This window comes from Microbacterium sp., from assembly GCF_030149085.1.
In the GTDB taxonomy this organism is placed as follows: Bacteria; Actinomycetota; Actinomycetes; order Actinomycetales; family Microbacteriaceae; genus Microbacterium.
The window spans coordinates 1-16,239 of the sequence record NZ_JASBSF010000077.1 but is presented as its reverse complement, the minus strand read 5'-3'; the positions used below and the strand labels follow the sequence as shown (position 1 = coordinate 16,239).

Sequence of the window (16,239 nt, the reverse complement as noted above, 5' to 3'; positions counted from 1 at the left end):
CGTCGAGGCTCGTGGGCGCCGGGTCCTCCAGCGCCGGGGGGTCAGCGAGCTCGGAACCCGGAATCGCCTCGGAAATGCTCTCGACGTCGTGGGGGCCGAGCTCGGCGCGGGGCGCGACGTCGGCGAGCACCGCGCCGGACGCGGCCCCGGCGATCACCAGAACGCTCGTGCCGCGGTCGGCGAATCCGACGGCGATCTGCCACCATCGCTCCGGGTGGCCGCCGTGGCGATCGGGCGAGACGACCACGAGACCCTCGACGCCGGGACGCAGGATCGCGAGCTCCATCAGCAGCCGGAGCCGATCGGCAGGCGCGACATCGGCGATCGGCAAGCGGGACAGACCCGCGGCATCGTGCGTCAGGAGCCACTGCTTCACTGCTCGAGGCGAGGCGGGGTGACCCGCGAACATGAGTTCCTCGGCGACGATGCCCCACACGGTGACGTTGGGCGCGGGATCGCTGACATCCGGCGCGTCGACCAGGGCGACTCGTCGACGCAGCGCGCCACGGTCTGCAACCCCGTCGATCCGGACAGTGCCGGTATCGGTTGTCATCCTGCCCGCCGCGATGAGACCGAGAACGGTGGGGCGTTGTTCGGTTTCGGCGACGGCGAGTCTGGCGACACGGTTGCCGTAGCTGAGACTCATGTGCGGGAGCGCGATGCCGCGCCGGCCCTTGCTGACGTCGGAGAGTTCAACGTGCACCGGATGCCCCCTTCGTGCTCGTGCTCGTGCTCGTGCTCGTGCTTGTGCTTGCGAGTCGAGCCTCGACATCCTGCCAAGACAACCCGGCGATGCTGAGCACGGCTCGCACCGCCAGCTGAGCCGTGACCTCGGCATCCTGCTGGTCCCAGCGGACGATGAGGGTGCGTGCGGTCTCTTCGATCAGGCGGGTGAGCATCGCGGCGCTGATGTCCCGCCGGATCTGTTCGGTGCGCTGACCGTCCTCGACGATCGCTGCAAGACGCGCGCGCAGGGGCGCGAGGGACGCCGCAGTCAGTGCCAGGTAGCGCTCCTCGAGGGCGATCGCCGCGGACGCGTGCACAAGCGAGGCCTCGTGCCACAGCCGCGTGGTCAGCTCGATCAGCTCTTCCAATGGCTCGGCCTCGGCAACGCCGTTCGCTATCGCGTTGAACCGGTCTGCACCGCGTTCGATGACCGCACGCACCAATGCGTCGCGGTCGGCGAAGTGTCCGTACAGGGCGCGACGGGTCAGTCCTGCGGCCTGCGCGATCGTGGCGAGCGAGACGCGAGGGTCGCGGGCGATCTCACGTTGCGCGCAGGCGAGGAGCTCGTCGCGGTTGCGCACGGCGTCCCGGCGAAGGGCGTGCGCGGCGGTGTGGGCCATGCACCAATCATCGCAGAAAGTGCACACTGGTGTGCACTTTCGCCAGCGAATGCTCAGGCACGGCCAGCTGAGCGCCTCTCAGTCGGCGCCGAAATCGAAAGCTGCGGCCTCGCCCGCGGCATCCGTCGCCTCGGCCAGTTCTTCCCGGGCGGCGTCGTAGGGAGCGGCGTGCTCAGTGATCTCCTCGGCCTCGCCGCGCTTGAGAGCTCCGATCAGCTCACCCGTGGGGCCGCCGAGAAGACCCATGCTCGCGTACTGCTCGAGTCGCGTGCGGGAATCGGCGATGTCGAGGTTTCGCATCGTGAGCTGGCCGATCCGATCCACCGGGCCGAAGGCTGCGTCGCCGACGCGTTCCATCGAGAGCTTCTCGGGACCGTACGACATCACCGGCGCGGTGGTGTCGAGGACGGTGTAGTCCTCGCCGCGACGGAGCCGCAGCGTCACGGTCCCCGTGATCGTGGAACCCACCCACTTCTGGATCGACTCCCGCAGCATGATCGACTGCGGCTCCAGCCAGCGGCCCTCGTACATGAGCCTGCCGAGGCGGCGCCCCTGCTCGTGGTAGGTCGCGAGGGTGTCTTCGTTGAGGATCGCATTGACGAGGCGCTCGTAGGCGATGAACAGCAGCGCCATTCCCGGAGCTTCGTAGATTCCGCGCGACTTCGCCTCGATGATGCGGTTCTCAATCTGGTCGCTCATCCCGAGGCCGTGTCGACCGCCGATGCGGTTGGCCTCGAACACCAGGTCGACCGGGTCGGAGTACTCGGTGCCGTTCAGGGCGACCGGACGACCGGCCTCGAAGGTGACGGTGACATCCTCGGCTGCGATCTCGACCTCGGGGTCCCAGAAGCGCACCCCCATGATCGGTTCAACGGTCTCGAGCGACACGTCGAGGTGCTCGAGGGTCTTCGCTTCGTGCGTCGCACCCCAGATGTTGGCATCCGTCGAGTACGCCTTCTCGGCTGAGTCACGGTACGGGAAGCCGTGCGCAACGAGCCACTCGCTCATCTCTTTGCGGCCACCGAGTTCGCGCACGAACTCGGCATCCAGCCACGGCTTGTAGATGCGCAGCGCGGGGTTGGCGAGCAGGCCGTAGCGGTAGAAGCGCTCGATGTCGTTGCCCTTGTAGGTCGACCCGTCGCCCCAGATGTCGACGCCGTCCTCCTTCATGGCGCGAACGAGGAGCGTTCCCGTGACGGCGCGACCCAGCGGTGTGGTGTTGAAGTAGGTGCGGCCGCCCGAGCGGATGTGGAACGCACCGCACGAGAGGGCGGCGAAGCCCTCTTCCACGAGCGCGGTCTTGCAGTCGACAAGGCGCGACACCTCGGCACCGTAGGTCAGCGCGCGGCCCGGAATGGCGGCGATGTCATCTTCGTCGGGCTGCCCCAGATCCCCGGTGTAGGTGCAGGGCACGGCCCCCTTGTCGCGCATCCACGCGACGGCCACGGAGGTGTCCAGACCCCCCGAGAAGGCGATGCCGATGCGCTCGCCGATGGGCAGGGACTGGAGGACCTTCGACATGGAACCTCAGTCTACTGAGCGGCGCCGCCTGCCTCGGCGGGGTCGGCACCCCGCCGACGACCCACCCAGATCACCCCGGCTGCCAGCAGCAGGATGCCGGCGGCGATGCCGACGACATAGACGGCGACTCCGCCATAGCCCCACGGCTGGATGTTGGGGTTCAGGAACGGGTAGGGATACCACCACGGATTGCCGGTGCGGAAGTCGGTGACCAGCGGCCCGCGCACGAGTGTGTAGATCACCCACACGATCGGGAACGCGACGATCGTCCACAGCGCACGCCACGGAAGGCGCCGCCGCAGCGGGCCGAACAGAACGTCGAGCAGGATGAACAGGGGAGCCCAGACGTGCAGGATTTCGTTCGACCACGGAACTGTCGATCCCTGGGGCAGCGGGATGTTTCGCAGCAGCGCGTTGTAGACGATCCCGGTGATCAGCATGTAGGTCGACACTGCAGCAAGCAGCCTGGCAAACCACGCGGGGTCGACGCGGTCACCCCGCCAGGTCAGGATCGCACCGATCGTCAGAGCCACCGCCGCGCCGACGTTGGAGAGGATCGTGAAGAAGCTGAAGAAGTCGACGGCGGTCAGTCCGAGTGGCCAACCGTTGCCCGCCGAGATACTCAGCGTGCGCACCAACTGGCCGACGATCGCCGCCACACCTGCGATGGCGGCGAGCAGTCGCAGCACCGCCCAGGTCAGCGCCCAGGCCCGTGATCTCAGCATGCGCTCACGATATCCAGCGCGACCACGAAAGCAGTCTCGGGCCGCGATGCGACGCGCCGATAGACTCGAGACCTACCAGCTCACGTCACCCCGGGGGAATTCGTCATGCCAGGCATCGTGATCATCGGAGTGCAGTGGGGCGACGAAGGCAAAGGCAAGGCCACCGATCTGCTCGGTGATCGCACCGACTGGGTCGTCAAGTTCAACGGCGGCAACAACGCAGGGCACACCGTTGTGATCGGCGATGAGAAGTATGCCCTGCACTTGCTGCCCTCCGGCATCCTCTCCCCCGGTGTGAACGCCGTCATCGGGAACGGTGTCGTCGTCGACCTCGAGGTCCTCTTCGGCGAGCTCGAGGCGCTGCGGGCTCGCGGCATCGACACGTCGCGATTGAAGATCAGCTCGGCAGCGCACGTCATCACGCAGTATCACCGCACGCTCGACAAGGTCACCGAGCGCTTCCTCGGGAAGCGCCAGATCGGAACGACGGGGCGCGGTATCGGTCCGGCATATGCCGACAAGATCAACCGTGTCGGCATCCGGATGCAGGACCTGTTCGACGAGAAGATCCTGCGGCAGAAGGTCGAGGGCGCCCTCGACCAGAAGAACCACCTGCTCGCGAAGGTCTACAACCGCCGTGCGATCGCGGTCGACGAGATCGTCGAAGACCTGCTCTCGTACACCGAACGGCTTCGGCCGATGGTGACCGACACCTCGCTGCTGCTGAACAACGCGCTCGACGCGGGTGAACTTGTCGTCTTCGAGGGCGGCCAGGCCACGATGCTCGATGTCGACCACGGCACGTACCCGTTCGTCACGTCATCCTCGGCTACCGCAGGGGGCGCGGCGACGGGGTCCGGCGTCGGGCCGAATCGTCTCGACCGGATCGTGGGCATCGTCAAGGCCTATACGACTCGTGTCGGCTCCGGCCCGTTCCCGACCGAGCTCTTCGATGAGCAGGGCGAGTGGATCCGCCAGCAGGGCTTCGAGTTCGGGACCACGACGGGTCGCCCCCGTCGGGTCGGCTGGTATGACGCGCCCATCACGCGGTACGCCACGCGCATCAACGGCATCACCGACCTCGTGCTCACCAAACTCGACATCCTGACCGGCCTCGAGCAGATCCCCGTGTGCGTCGCGTACGACGTCGACGGGCGCCGTTTCGACGACGTTCCCGACAATCAGTCGGACTTCCACCACGCGCGCCCGATCCTGGAGTACCTGCCCGGCTGGAGCGAGGACATCTCCGGGGCGCGCACGTTTGAGGATCTTCCGCTGGAAGCTCAGGACTACGTGCTCGCGCTCGAGGAGATGAGCGGCACCCGCATCTCGGTGATCGGTGTCGGACCCGGTCGGGACGCGGTCATCGTCCGCCGCGACCTGGTCGACTGAGGTCGGCCGCGCGTGCGTTTTCTTGTCGGCGGCTACACGACCGACATGGACGGCACCGCCGACGGGATCGGCCTGCTCACCGCTGGCGATGCTGACTCGACGAGCGCTGGTGCCCTCAGCTGGCGGGGGACCCTGGCCTCTGCGCCCTCCCCCTCGTGGGTGGCGAAGCATCCGACGCTGGATGTGGTCTACGCGACACTTGAGGGCGCGGGAGCGGTCCAGGCATTCCGGGAGCAGGGGCCAGACCAGTGGGTCGCGCTCGGGCAGCCGACCCCCGTCGGTGCGGCGCCCTGTCACATCCTCGCTGGTCGCGAACGGCTCTTCGTCACGTGCTGGGGAGACGGCCAGGTGGTGCAGGTCGAGCTGGATGCCGACGGCGGCATTCGCGGTTCCGCGACGGCGGATGCGGCATCCGACCCGTACGCGGGCTACGACCCCGAGCCGCGGGTCTCGCACGCTCACCAGTCGATCGTCGTGGCTCCGGGCGTTGTCGCCACGACGGACATGGGGTTCGACCTCGTTCGGTTCTGGCGAACCGGTTCGCGCGCGCCGCGCCTCATGCAGGAGGTGACACTCCCGCGGGGCTCGGGACCGCGGCACGGCATCCTGCACCCCAGTGGCCATCTGTACATCGTCGCGGAGCTCTCATGTGAGCTGTTCGTGCTCGCGCCTGACGAGGCCGGAATGTGGCACGTCGTGGGTGGAACACCGCTGGGCGCTGGGACGCTCGACGGCGACACCGCGGCAGAGCTGGCGCCGTCGCCTGACGCCACGCTCCTTTATGCCGGTGTGCGCGGCAGCAACACGATCGCCGTGATGCGGGTGGCCGGCGACGGCGAGGCGGTCTCACCGCTAGCCCTGGTGGAGGCCGGAGTCGACTGGCCGCGGCATCACCTCGTCGTCGGCGACGGCGTGCTCGTCGCGGGTCAGCGATCGAACGACGTCGTCGTGTTGGCTGTCGATGCTCGCGGCATCCCGGGACGCGTCGCGACCAGGACCGAGGTCCCTTCGCCGACCTGCCTCCTGCGCCTACCGTGAGTATCGCCGCAACGGTCTGACTCCGAGCTCGCCACCTGCGAGCGGTCGCCGGTGCCTGCACGGAGGTCGACATGCCGTCTGCCCTTGATGAGGCAGTTGCGGGGCGCCGAGGGAGCGTCGTCGTCTACCTGGCCGTCGCGTTCGGCCTCACCTGGCTGGTGTGGACCCCTCTGGCGGTCGCGGCGCTCAGCGCTACGGAGCTGCCGCCGGTCCCCCTCGTCTTTTTCGCCGGGTCCTTCGGGCCCCTGGCGGGGGCGGTTGCTGCCAGCGCGTGGAGCGGCGGGTGGCGCGGGGTGCGAGCCTGGGCCAACCGAACATTCTCGGTGCGATTCCGCCGGGTGTGGTGGTGGTGGGCCCTAGGGATGCCCGTCGCGTACTTCCTCGTCGGCTACCTCACCGCTGCGATCGTGACAGGTGGCTGGCCCGACATGACGCAGTTCGGTCTGACCGAGAAGCTGCCGGGGTGGAACGTGGCAGCCATCGCCGTTGTGTGGATCCTCACCTTCGGGCTCGGCGAGGAAGCAGGATGGCGGGGCTGGCTGCTTCCGCACCTGGCGGAGCGCTTCTCCACGTTCTGGGCTGCGCTCATCGTCGCGGGTGTGTGGATCGTGTGGCACGCCCCGGCCTTCATCTTCAACCCGACCTACCGTGAGATGGGCCCGGGCATCATCGGATGGATGCTGGCCCTCGTCACGGGCTCGTACCTCCTCGCATGGATGGGGCGCGGCGCCGGATGGAGCATCGTTCCCGTGCTGATCTGGCACGGGGGATTCGACCTGCTCACGGCATCCGACCAAGCCGCCGGGACGATTGCGGCCACGATCAGTGCCCTCGTCATGGTGCAGGGGGTCATCGCTGCCGGCATCCTGTGGCGGGACCGCAGACGGGAGCGCGTTAGCTCGGTGTAACTGCGTCCGGCATCGGGCCTGTGGCGGGCAGACCGAGCGACACAACACGTTCGCGGGGCTGCGGCGGCGAATGGTCTTGGGTGAGCGCGGCGCCGGCCAAGGCGATGGCGATGGTTGCGAGCAGCCCGACCAGCAGATAGTGCCACCACCGCGGCCCGCTTGGCGGCGGCGCAGGGCGGCGGACGCTCGACTGCTTGCTCGTAGGGGCGTTTCTCATGCGGCGCTCTCCTCCGGTTCGGGCGGGGTGATAGCGGGTAGGGGCACGCGCATCGGGGGCGAGATGTGGATCTCGCGGATTCGTCCGCGCGCAGTCAGCACCGCAAGCGGTGTCCAGACCGTGACTTCGTCGTGAAAGCTCGTGGCCCGCCACTCCGCCCACGCGAGCAGGTGATCGGGCTCGGCGTCGTGGGTCGAGATGAGTCGAAGCGTGGATGAGCGGTGCAGTACCACCATCTCGAACCAGCGGGCGAGGTTGCCCTTGCCCAGATAGGTGTGCTGCGGCTCGACGAGAATGCACTCCTCTTCCAGCTCACTCAGAAAGCCGGAAAGGTCAGCAGCGTTGATCGCCTGGATCCAGCCGGCCACGACAGCGGCAGCGGAACTGCGGGTCACGGGCCTTCCCCCAGACGACACACCGGACGCAGGCACGGAATGCCCGCGGTTCCCCCACCTCGATTATTCGGGTCGGGCCCATGTGCGCATGAGCTACATCGAGTAATTCAACCGTCTATCGTCCATGAATACTCCTGGTCTCACCCGCCCGTAGACTTCAGTTAGTGCGGAACCCGCCACAGGTTCCGCCACAGACTAGGCTGGTTTTGGCGGGTGCAGGCAGCCTTCGTTATAAGGAACCCATGCACCGCCACATCGACGACCAGCTGCGCTACGACCTGAGTGCGGCGATCGACGACGAGCGGGTTGAAGACGTCGAGTCGATCCTCGAGTTCGCCCTCTGGGGGCTGTTGTTCGAGGATCTGCGGCTGGCGAGCCGAGCACTGGCTGCACTGGCGCCCCACGACGGAGTCTGGGCAGTCCGTGTCGCCGCCGCTCGGGTAGTCCTGCGTTCTCATCAGGGTTCCGACCTGCTGGGCGTTCCGGAGCTCGCTCCCGGTGCACCTGAGTCCCACGATGCCGTCCGGGTGGAGTCGATGCTCGTCACCCTCAGCGCGAGTCGCTTTCGAGCGCGACCCGAGGAGATCGCGGGACTGTTGGCGGAGCTGACGCGGCTCGACACCGAGGGGACTCTCGAAGCTCCCGGGTCACCGCCGCTCCTGCGTGCCCTGCTGCGGGTACAGCTGGCGATCGCCCATCTTCACGCAGGCTCGTCTGCGGTTGCGTTGGCCCACTTCGCCGTGGCTGCGCGGCTCGCCGACTCCTGCGCGACGCTCCACCGCAGCATCCTGGCCAAATCCGCGACGGTGCATGCGCTGCGCGGAAACCTCGTGGAGGCGCGACGTCAGCTTCGCCGCTTCGATCGCGTGGCCGGCGAGATTCCACCCAGCTGGGCTCGGGCGCTGCGTGAGGAGCAGGCGCTCGCCGAGGCGATGATGCTCGTGGAACGGTTCGACGCTCATGACCCTGAGATGGAGTGGCCGGAGGTGGAAGCTTCGGATGATCTGTGGCCGGTAACCGCTCTTCTTCGCGCGCGACACGCTCTGCTCGAACGCAGTCCCATGCGGGCGCTCGAGATCGTCGAGTTCGCCGAAGCGACCCACCCGGGCTGGAACAGTCTGTTCGCCCAGGATGTGGTGGCCGCAATGAAGGCTCATGCTCATCTGCAGCTGTCAGAGCCCGACCGCGCCCGTCAGGTGTTGACGCACGCGCCGCAGGGTCCCCTCGTCGTTCTCGCGACAGCGCACATGCACATGTACGTCGGAGACGCGGGCGCTGCACGCGAGCTCGCTACAGCCGTTCTCGATCGCTCGACGAGCAGCCTTGCCGAGAGGGCTGAGGCTCTGCTCGTCCGCATCTGGGCGGATGCCGTACTCGGGAACCTGCCGACCGCGAGAGAGGGGGGAATCGTCGGTCGCATGGTCGTTGCCGCAGGGCTCGTCCGGATCATCGCGCACATGCCGGGGTGGCTCATGGATCAGATGGTCGACCTCTCCGAGCGCAGCATCCGTCCGGCGTTCGAGGCTGCTGTCGAAAAGGCATCAGCAGCTCTCGTGATAGCGGAACGGCCGCAGTTGACACCGCGCGAGACCATCGTGTTGAAGGCGCTCGAGAGGCACGCGTCAGTCTCTGACATGGCCAAGGCACTCTCGGTGTCGCCGAGTACGGTCAAGACGCAGCTCTCGGCGATCTATCGCAAGCTCGGGGTGAGCTCGCGCCACCACGCTGTTCCCGCTGCCTATCGCCTCGGGCTGCTCGAGCGGGCGAGCACGAGCCACCCCGCTTAGAGCTTCGCGTCCTGCCGGGGGATCACGACCTGCTTGATGATCAGCAGGATCGATGCGGTGATCGGGATCGCGACGAGCGCGCCGAGCAGTCCCAGCAACGTGCCTCCGACCAGCGCGCCGATCACGACAAGAGAACCGGGAACCGAGATTGCACGGTTCATGACCCGGGGAGTCAGGACGTATGCCTCAAGCTGCATGTAGATCAGATAGAGGGCAGCGAAGATCAGTGCACCAACCGGATCGGTGAACAGCGCGATGATCGTCGCGATGCCCCAGTAGAGCACGGGTCCGATCAGGGGGATCAGCGTGATGCAGAACGCGATGACCGCCATCAGCGCGGGGAACGGCAACCCGAGGAAGAGGTGAAGGAAGAAGGCCACGACAGAGTTGAAGAACGCGAGGATGACCATCCCCATGAGGTAGCCGCCGATGCCGTCAGTGATCTGCTCGGTCATCTCCGTCACCTTCGCGCGGGACTTCGCCGGGGTCAGGCGCACAAAGCTTGCCTTGATCGTGTTCAGCGAGGCGAGGAAGTAGAGGCTGAGGACGATCACGATGATGATGCCCGAAATCGCCGTCGCGATTCCCGCACCGACAGCCAGCACGCCGCCAGTGATCGATGCGATGTTCGCGGGATTGAGGATAAAGGTCTCGACGTCCTTGAGGATGCTGCCGATCTGGTCGCCGAAGTTCGTCTGAAGCCATGCGAACGAGTCGGACTTCTCGAAGTCATTGATCATCGAGGGGATGTCGCGGATGAACTGTGCGATCTGCGCTACAACCGTCGGCATGATGAGCAGGATGACGCCGGCTATGACGAGCAGGAAGCCCACGTAGACAATCACCATCCCCCAGACGCGGCCTACGCCTTTGCGCTCGAGAGCGCGCACGATGGGGTCGAGCCCGAGTGCGGCGAACAGCGCGAAGCTGATGTAGATGATGACCGTGGCGAGATTCGACACGGCAAGTCCGAGCAGAAGGGCAGCCAGCGCTCCCAGAGTGACGGCGAACCCGACCGCGAACGGCTGATTCAGGCCGACCCAGAACGACCGCCGTTGCGGCGCTGGGGTGATGGTGTCGTCGGTGGACCCAGCGGTCCCGGCGGCGGTCTCGCCGTCGGGCGCCACCGAGGATGACGGGGTCGGGCTCTCGTCGCTCATGGTCACACTCTAGGGGTCGGCGGTCGCCGTGTAAGGGAGGCGATAATCTCGACACAGTCCGAAGGGAGTGGGGATGACCGAGCCGACCGATCCAGTTGCCGACCTGCTGCGTTTGCGCGCGACTATCGACAACATCGACGCCGCCCTGATCTTCATGCTCGCGGAGCGTTTTCGCGCTACCAAGCAGGTGGGTGTCTTGAAGGCTGAGCACGGGATGCCGGCCTCGGACCCTACGCGAGAAGAACAGCAGGTTGCCCGACTTCGGCGTCTCGCAGAAGAGGCGGATCTGGACCCCGAGTTCGCGCAGAAGTGGTTCTCGTTCGTCGTCGCCGAAGTGATTCGCCACCACACTGAGGCCGCTGACGGGCGCTGAGTCTTTCACCTCCAGGTAGCCACGCACGGGGCCCCCGCCGGCCGGCCGGGAGCCCCGTGTCGTTTCGTTGCAGCATCCGTCACGGAATGGCGCGGCGGAGAAGCCCGTAGGCGATCCCCGACAGGACGACCAGGGTGATCACCAAACCAATCGCAAGTCCCTCGGGTCCCTGCGTGACGATCCAACCGAAGACCTGTCCCCAGGCGTTCAGCCGACCGATGAGCCACATCGTGCCGACCAGCAGAAGACCCAACCCCACCAGGATGATCGTCAGGATGGTGGGGCCGAACCGCTTGTAGATCGTGGCGATCGCGAAGCCGGTGACGAAGAAGGTCATCGTCATGAACAGGATGAGCGCTGCTGCCACGACCGGTCCCGAGCTCCAGATCCAGTCGAGGTAGAAGAAGTACCCGTTGACACCCCAGCCGTTGGTCGCCTGCTCGATGAACCCGCCGATGACGAAGATCACCGTGAGGATTGCCGAGGTCAGGGATGCGGTCAACAGCGATCCGAGGAAGAACTCGCGTCGCGTGACGCTCATCGCCTGCGAAAACGGGAAGGTCTGGGTCATCCCCATGATGCCGACGGCAAAGAAGTACCACATCGGCGCCTGCGCACCGCCGCCGTACTTCACCGCCGCAGGAGGCAGCATCGCCCAGATCATGAGCGTGACCGCGAGCGTGCCGCCCAGGACGAGAAGCGGCACCCAGATGAATGTCTGTCTGTTGACCAGCTGCATGCGAACGACATTTCCGATGCGGTTCATCGCCGGCCTCCCTTCGTGGTGGTGCGGGTATCGGATGCCGCAGCATCCGTCTCGTCGGCGTGCTGCGTCGTGCGGACGATCAACTGCTGCAGCGACACCGGACCTATGTCGAGGCCAGCAGCAGTGAGGCGGGAGCGCTCATCTGCGGACAGTGCGCCCGCGATCGTGACGGATGCCACCCGTCCGAGGCTCTCGCGGTGAAGCACTTCGCGTCCCGCGACGAAGGCATCGACGGCAGCGGCATCGCCCACGATCGCGGTGGCTTGATCGCGAACGTCGTCGGTGGCTGCATCCATGATGATCTGCCCCCGGTCGATGACGAGCACCCGCTCGATGAGGTTCGAGACTTCATCGATGAGGTGGCTCGAGAGGATGACGGTGCGGGGATGCTCGGTGTAGTCCTCGAGGAGCCGGTCGTAGAAGATCTGACGCGCGACGGCGTCCAGGCCCAGGTACGGTTCGTCAAAGAAGGTCACTTCGGCCCGCGAGGCCAGACCGATGATCACGCCGACGGCCGAGAGCTGGCCGCGCGAGAGCTTCTTGATGCGGGTGCGCACAGGGAGGCGGAAGTCGGCGATCAGGCGATCGGCGAGCTCCTGGTTCCAGTTGGGGAAGAAGAGCTTCGCCGTCGCGAACGCGTGGATCGGCTTCGCGTCATCGGGATAGCGCTGGCTCTCGCGGACGAAGCACATGCGGCGCAGCACCCGAGCGTTCTCGTAGGGGTGCTCGCCGAACACGCGCACGTCACCCGACGTCGCGAAGTTCTGAGCCGTGAGGATCGACATCACGGTGGTCTTGCCCGCGCCGTTGCGCCCGAGGAGACCGTAGATCGTGTCCTTCTGGATCGAGAAGCTCACATCGTCGACCGCGACAGTATCGCGGTAGCGCTTGGTGAGGTTCTTCACCTCGATCACCGTCTCACCGGCACCCGCGGAGGGTGCGACATCGTTGATAGTCATTGGTCGCCTTCCGTTGTCGTGTTCTGCGCGTGCTCACGGAGCAGCTGCGCGAGGTCTTCGGAGCCGAGCCCGAGCTTGCGGGCTTCGGCCAAGAGGGGGGTCAGGTAGCGGTCGCGGAACGCCGCACGCCGTTCGGCGAGCAGGCTTTCGCGAGCACCCGGGGCGACGAACATGCCGATGCCCCGTCGCTTGTAGAGCACGCCCTTGTCGACGAGCATCGTCACTCCTTTCGCTGCCGTGGCGGGGTTGATCCGGTAGAAGGCGGCGAGTTCGTTTGTTGAGGGCGCCTGCGCCTCTTCGGCCAGGCTCCCGTCAACGATCGAGTCCTCGACGCTCTCCGCGATCTGCAGGAAGAGGGCCTTGCCTTCTTCGATCATCCGCGCCTCCGTGGTGTTCTTCGGTTAGTTACTCAAGTAGGTAACCATAGAACGCAGGATGCGTCAAGCGCAGCATCCGTCGGCTTGGCGCCGGGCCTGCTCGTCTGGAGCTGGTTTCAGGAGCGCGGGGTGCGGGAGGGGACGGGCCAAATGCCCGGAGATGCGGGGCCGGCCGCCCGCTCGGATGCCGAAGCGGGCGGTTCCGCCACGGGGGTTGTGGCGGGGGATGACGCGGGAAGCTCAAGCGCGACGCGTTCTTCGAGGATCGTGATCGCGTCATCCGAGATAGCGAGCAGGCCGTCGAGCTCTTCGCGTACTCGTCGGTACGCGAGCTGGCGCTCGGCGGGGGTGGCAGCCTGATCGATCGCGACGCTCAGCAGTTGCTGCGCAGTGCTCAGGCGCTTGCGCTCATCGGCGGTAAACGACGAGTCACGGATGCGGCGAGCCTCACGCTCGGCCAGATCGAACGCGACCTCGTAGTCGGTCACGGCGGTGCGGTACTCGGTGAACTGTTCCCTCGAGAGCTTCGCGGTCGCGGAGTCGGGGCGGAGTCGGTCGGCAACCTTCTTGGCGCGCAGAAACGCTGCTGTCAACGGCTGTCGGCCATCGCTCATGGCGGGGTAGGCGATGATCTTGGCGACGTCCAGTTCGTACTCGAGCCAGCGTTTGGTCACCGCGTCGTGATCTGCCAGCAGCTTCTGAAGCGGCGTGACGGATGCCGAACTCGATGCGGTCGCGGTTCGGGGCGCCGTGCCCATTCCGGCAGCGACGGCGTCTTCGACCCGCTGCGCGAGAGGATCCTTCGGTGCTTTGGCGCCGGGAAGCGTGACGCCGATCAGGGGGCGGCCACGGGCCGCGGCTTGCGCCGCACGGATCTCGCCCTTGGCCTGCAGGATCTCGAGCCGCCGCTTGTGCCGGCGCCGGGCGCCGCGCTCCCAGGCGCTACCGATCATCCCCATGACGCCCATCAGGGGGAAGACGAGCCACCAGTAGCTGCCGATGAACTGGAACAGCGGTTCCACGCCATCATGCTATTCGCGCTATCCCCCGCCGGACACGGGGGAAAGCCCGAAGAGTGCTCAGCCGAACAGCAGGGCGAGGACGGTGGCGCCACCACCCACGAGAATCAGCGAAACGATCACGACCCACGCGACGATCTTGATGCGTCGCTGTCGGGTCTCGCTGTAGACGTTGGTGTCGTCGTCGGACATGCGATCAGTCTAGAGGGCAGGCTCGGTGATCGTCGGACCGAACGCCGCGGGAAGCGTGGCCCTCGACGCTGCGCGCAGATCGGATGCCGACACCGTGAACAGGCCCTGGACTTCGAGGCTCGGATCCGCGCCGTCACCGGGGGCATCGGTCACGCCGATCCGCAGCACGGGGTAGCCGCGCCCCTCGCACAGGCCGCGGAACTTCACGTCGTCCTCGCGGGGGACGGACACCAGGACGCGACCGGTGGACTCGGAGAAGAGGGCGGATGCCGCATCCACGCCGTCGCGTTCGATGATCTCGTTCAGCCACACGCGGGCGCCGACGCCGAAGCGCATGACGCACTCGGCGAGAGCCTGCGCGAGACCGCCGCTGGAGAGGTCGTGCGCACTGGAGATCAGACCCTGCAATGCTCCTGCGTGCAGGAGGTCGGCAAGGCGCCGCTCGGCGGCAAGGTCGACGGCCGGGGGCCGCCCGCCGAGGTGGTCGTGCACGGTCTGTGCCCACGCCGAGCCGCTGAGCTCGTTGGCGGTGACTCCGAGCAGGTAGATGTTCTCTCCGGCATCCTGCCACCCCGACGGGATGCGACGCGCGACGTCATCGATGATGCCGAGCACACCCACCACGGGAGTCGGGAAAATCGGCTGGTCGCCGGTCTGGTTGTAGAAGGAGACATTGCCGCCGGTGACGGGGATGCCGAGCTCGAGGCATCCGTCGGCGAGGCCATCGACGGCCTGACCGAACTGCCACATGACCTCGGGATTCTCGGGGCTGCCGAAGTTGAGGCAGTCGGTGACCGCGACGGGCTTGGCTCCCGTGACGGCGACGTTGCGGTAGGCCTCGGCGAGCGCCAGCTGTGCACCCTGGTAGGGGTCGAGCTGGCAGTAGCGGCCGTTGCAGTCGGTCGCGATCGAGAAGCCGAGGCCCGACTCCTCGTCCACCCGCACCATGCCGGCATCGTCGGGGAACGAGAGGGCGGTGTTGCCGAGCACGTAGTAGTCGTACTGGTTGGTGATCCAGGAGGTGTCGGCGAGGTTCGGGCTCGCGACCAGCGCCAGGAACTGCTCCCGCATCTCGTCGGGCTCGCTCGGCCGCTGCAGCGCGCTTGCCGAGTCGTCGCGGAGGGCGTCGATCCAGGCCGGGTAGGCGACGGGCCGTTCATACACAGGGCCATCCACCGCGACGGTGGAGGGGTCGACATCCACAATCTGCTCGCCGTGCCAGAAGATCTGTAGGCGCCCGTCTCCGGTGACCTCGCCGAGCACGCTCGTCTCGACTTCCCAGCGGCCGACGACCTCGAGGAACGCGTCGAGCTTCTCGGGGGCGACGATCGCCATCATCCGCTCCTGCGACTCGCTCATGAGGATCTCTTCGGGAGTCAGACTCGGGTCACGCAGCAGTACCTGCTCGAGGTCGACGCGCATGCCGCTGCCGCCGTTCGCGGCCAGCTCGCTCGTGGCGCACGAGATGCCGGCGGCGCCGAGGTCTTGGATCGCCTCGACGAGGTCCGCCTTGTAGAGCTCGAGGCAGCACTCGATGAGCACCTTCTCGGCGAAGGGGTCGCCCACCTGCACCGCGGGGCGCTTGGTCGGGCCGCCGTCGGCGAAGGTGTCGGAGGCGAGGATGGATGCTCCGCCGATGCCGTCGCCGCCGGTGCGGGCACCGAACAGCACGACCTTGTTGCCCGCACCCGAGGCGTTGGCGAGCTTGAGGTCTTCGTGGCGCAGCACGCCCACGGCGAGGGCGTTGACGAGCGGGTTGCCTTGGTAGACGGAGTCGAACACCGTCTCGCCGCCGATGTTCGGAAGGCCCAGGCAGTTGCCGTAGAACGAGATACCGGAGACGACGCCGTGCACGACGCGGGCGGTGTCGGGGTTGTCAATCGCTCCGAAGCGCAGCTGGTCCATGACGGCGACGGGGCGTGCGCCCATCGAGATGATGTCGCGGACGATGCCGCCCACGCCGGTCGCGGCGCCCTGGAACGGCTCGATGTAGCTCGGGTGGTTGTGCGACTCGACCTTGAACGTCACGGCCCAGCCCTCGCCGATGTCGACGACGCCGGCGTT

17 protein-coding genes are annotated in these 16,239 nt (G+C 66.8%); 5 read left to right on the top strand and 12 right to left on the bottom strand.

Going from position 1 to position 16,239, the window contains the following annotated elements; translation table 11 throughout:
• From Q1V87_RS03255 to Q1V87_RS03240, 4 genes are all read right to left on the bottom strand, one after another.
• Nucleotides 1–703: hypothetical protein (locus Q1V87_RS03255; protein ID WP_300590828.1), on the bottom strand; the 703-nt coding region annotated here is incomplete at its 3' end.
• Nucleotides 693–1,346, bottom strand: a complete 654-nt coding sequence (locus Q1V87_RS03250) for a TetR/AcrR family transcriptional regulator (RefSeq protein ID WP_300590827.1) — start codon at nt 1,344–1,346, stop codon at nt 693–695. The genes Q1V87_RS03250 and Q1V87_RS03255, both read right to left, overlap by 11 nt.
• Before the next feature lie 78 nt (nt 1,347–1,424).
• Nucleotides 1,425–2,867: an argininosuccinate synthase gene (argG, locus tag Q1V87_RS03245; protein ID WP_300590825.1), complete on the bottom strand. Its 1,443-nt coding sequence runs from the start codon at nt 2,865–2,867 to the stop codon at nt 1,425–1,427.
• 11 nt (nt 2,868–2,878) lie between these two features.
• Nucleotides 2,879–3,592 (bottom strand): Pr6Pr family membrane protein, encoded by a 714-nt coding sequence (locus Q1V87_RS03240; protein WP_300590824.1) that lies wholly within the window; start codon nt 3,590–3,592, stop codon nt 2,879–2,881.
• A gap of 105 nt (nt 3,593–3,697) precedes the next feature.
• Here Q1V87_RS03240 and Q1V87_RS03235 point away from each other — a divergent pair, with 105 nt between their 5' ends.
• The 3 genes from Q1V87_RS03235 (at nt 3,698) to Q1V87_RS03225 (ending at nt 6,930) form a co-directional block, all read left to right on the top strand.
• The gene (locus Q1V87_RS03235) at nt 3,698–4,984 is read left to right on the top strand and encodes an adenylosuccinate synthase (protein WP_300590823.1); all 1,287 of its coding nucleotides are present in this window, start codon (nt 3,698–3,700) and stop codon (nt 4,982–4,984) included.
• A gap of 12 nt (nt 4,985–4,996) precedes the next feature.
• Nucleotides 4,997–6,022: a beta-propeller fold lactonase family protein gene (locus Q1V87_RS03230; protein WP_300590822.1), complete on the top strand. Its 1,026-nt coding sequence runs from the start codon at nt 4,997–4,999 to the stop codon at nt 6,020–6,022.
• A 71-nt stretch (nt 6,023–6,093) separates the two neighbouring features.
• Complete coding sequence (locus tag Q1V87_RS03225; RefSeq protein WP_300590821.1) at nt 6,094–6,930, top strand: CPBP family intramembrane glutamic endopeptidase; 837 nt, start codon at nt 6,094–6,096, stop codon at nt 6,928–6,930.
• Nucleotides 6,931–7,143: 213 nt separating this feature from the next.
• Here Q1V87_RS03225 and Q1V87_RS03220 read toward each other — a convergent pair whose 3' ends face one another.
• Nucleotides 7,144–7,542: a hypothetical protein gene (locus Q1V87_RS03220; RefSeq protein ID WP_292712753.1), complete on the bottom strand. Its 399-nt coding sequence runs from the start codon at nt 7,540–7,542 to the stop codon at nt 7,144–7,146.
• A 242-nt stretch (nt 7,543–7,784) separates the two neighbouring features.
• On the opposite strand from Q1V87_RS03220, the gene Q1V87_RS03215 reads away from it, so the two are divergent.
• Complete coding sequence (locus Q1V87_RS03215) at nt 7,785–9,329, top strand: LuxR C-terminal-related transcriptional regulator (protein WP_300590820.1); 1,545 nt, start codon at nt 7,785–7,787, stop codon at nt 9,327–9,329.
• Here Q1V87_RS03215 and Q1V87_RS03210 read toward each other — a convergent pair.
• Nucleotides 9,326–10,489, bottom strand: coding sequence for an AI-2E family transporter (locus Q1V87_RS03210; protein WP_300590819.1), 1,164 nt, complete (start codon nt 10,487–10,489; stop codon nt 9,326–9,328). The two genes, Q1V87_RS03215 and Q1V87_RS03210, sit on opposite strands and share 4 nt — an antisense overlap.
• Before the next feature lie 73 nt (nt 10,490–10,562).
• On the opposite strand from Q1V87_RS03210, the gene Q1V87_RS03205 reads away from it, so the two are divergent.
• On the top strand, nt 10,563–10,862 hold the full coding sequence (locus Q1V87_RS03205; protein ID WP_300590818.1) for a chorismate mutase: 300 nt from the start codon (nt 10,563–10,565) through the stop codon (nt 10,860–10,862).
• 79 nt (nt 10,863–10,941) lie between these two features.
• On the opposite strand, the gene Q1V87_RS03200 is transcribed toward Q1V87_RS03205, so the two are convergent.
• From Q1V87_RS03200 to purL, 6 genes are all read right to left on the bottom strand, one after another.
• On the bottom strand, nt 10,942–11,628 hold the full coding sequence (locus tag Q1V87_RS03200) for a hypothetical protein (RefSeq protein ID WP_300590817.1): 687 nt from the start codon (nt 11,626–11,628) through the stop codon (nt 10,942–10,944).
• Nucleotides 11,625–12,587 (bottom strand): ABC transporter ATP-binding protein, encoded by a 963-nt coding sequence (locus Q1V87_RS03195; RefSeq protein ID WP_300590816.1) that lies wholly within the window; start codon nt 12,585–12,587, stop codon nt 11,625–11,627. Before Q1V87_RS03195 ends, Q1V87_RS03200 begins: the two co-directional genes overlap by 4 nt.
• Nucleotides 12,584–12,964 carry a GntR family transcriptional regulator gene (locus Q1V87_RS03190; protein ID WP_300590815.1) on the bottom strand — a complete coding sequence of 127 codons (381 nt, stop codon included), beginning with the start codon at nt 12,962–12,964 and terminating at the stop codon, nt 12,584–12,586. The genes Q1V87_RS03195 and Q1V87_RS03190 overlap by 4 nt, the downstream gene beginning before the upstream one ends.
• Before the next feature lie 116 nt (nt 12,965–13,080).
• Entirely contained in the window at nt 13,081–13,986 is a 906-nt protein-coding gene (locus Q1V87_RS03185) for a hypothetical protein (protein WP_300590814.1), read from the bottom strand.
• Between the two features lie 57 nt (nt 13,987–14,043).
• Complete coding sequence (locus Q1V87_RS03180; protein WP_267189853.1) at nt 14,044–14,175, bottom strand: hypothetical protein; 132 nt, start codon at nt 14,173–14,175, stop codon at nt 14,044–14,046.
• 9 nt (nt 14,176–14,184) lie between these two features.
• On the bottom strand, nt 14,185–16,239 hold a 2,055-nt coding region (gene purL / locus Q1V87_RS03175), incomplete at its 5' end, for a phosphoribosylformylglycinamidine synthase subunit PurL (protein ID WP_300590813.1).

Coding starts and splice junctions, on each gene's coding strand:
- Q1V87_RS03250 (WP_300590827.1), bottom strand. CDS start 1,346: ATGGCCCACACCGCCGCGCACGCCCTTCGCCGGGACGCCGTGCGCAAC.
- argG (WP_300590825.1), bottom strand. CDS start 2,867: ATGTCGAAGGTCCTCCAGTCCCTGCCCATCGGCGAGCGCATCGGCATC.
- Q1V87_RS03240 (WP_300590824.1), bottom strand. CDS start 3,592: ATGCTGAGATCACGGGCCTGGGCGCTGACCTGGGCGGTGCTGCGACTG.
- Q1V87_RS03235 (WP_300590823.1), top strand. CDS start 3,698: ATGCCAGGCATCGTGATCATCGGAGTGCAGTGGGGCGACGAAGGCAAA.
- Q1V87_RS03225 (WP_300590821.1), top strand. CDS start 6,094: ATGCCGTCTGCCCTTGATGAGGCAGTTGCGGGGCGCCGAGGGAGCGTC.
- Q1V87_RS03215 (WP_300590820.1), top strand. CDS start 7,785: ATGCACCGCCACATCGACGACCAGCTGCGCTACGACCTGAGTGCGGCG.
- Q1V87_RS03210 (WP_300590819.1), bottom strand. CDS start 10,489: ATGAGCGACGAGAGCCCGACCCCGTCATCCTCGGTGGCGCCCGACGGC.
- Q1V87_RS03205 (WP_300590818.1), top strand. CDS start 10,563: ATGACCGAGCCGACCGATCCAGTTGCCGACCTGCTGCGTTTGCGCGCG.
- Q1V87_RS03200 (WP_300590817.1), bottom strand. CDS start 11,628: ATGAACCGCATCGGAAATGTCGTTCGCATGCAGCTGGTCAACAGACAG.
- Q1V87_RS03195 (WP_300590816.1), bottom strand. CDS start 12,587: ATGACTATCAACGATGTCGCACCCTCCGCGGGTGCCGGTGAGACGGTG.
- Q1V87_RS03190 (WP_300590815.1), bottom strand. CDS start 12,964: ATGATCGAAGAAGGCAAGGCCCTCTTCCTGCAGATCGCGGAGAGCGTC.
- Q1V87_RS03180 (WP_267189853.1), bottom strand. CDS start 14,175: ATGTCCGACGACGACACCAACGTCTACAGCGAGACCCGACAGCGACGC.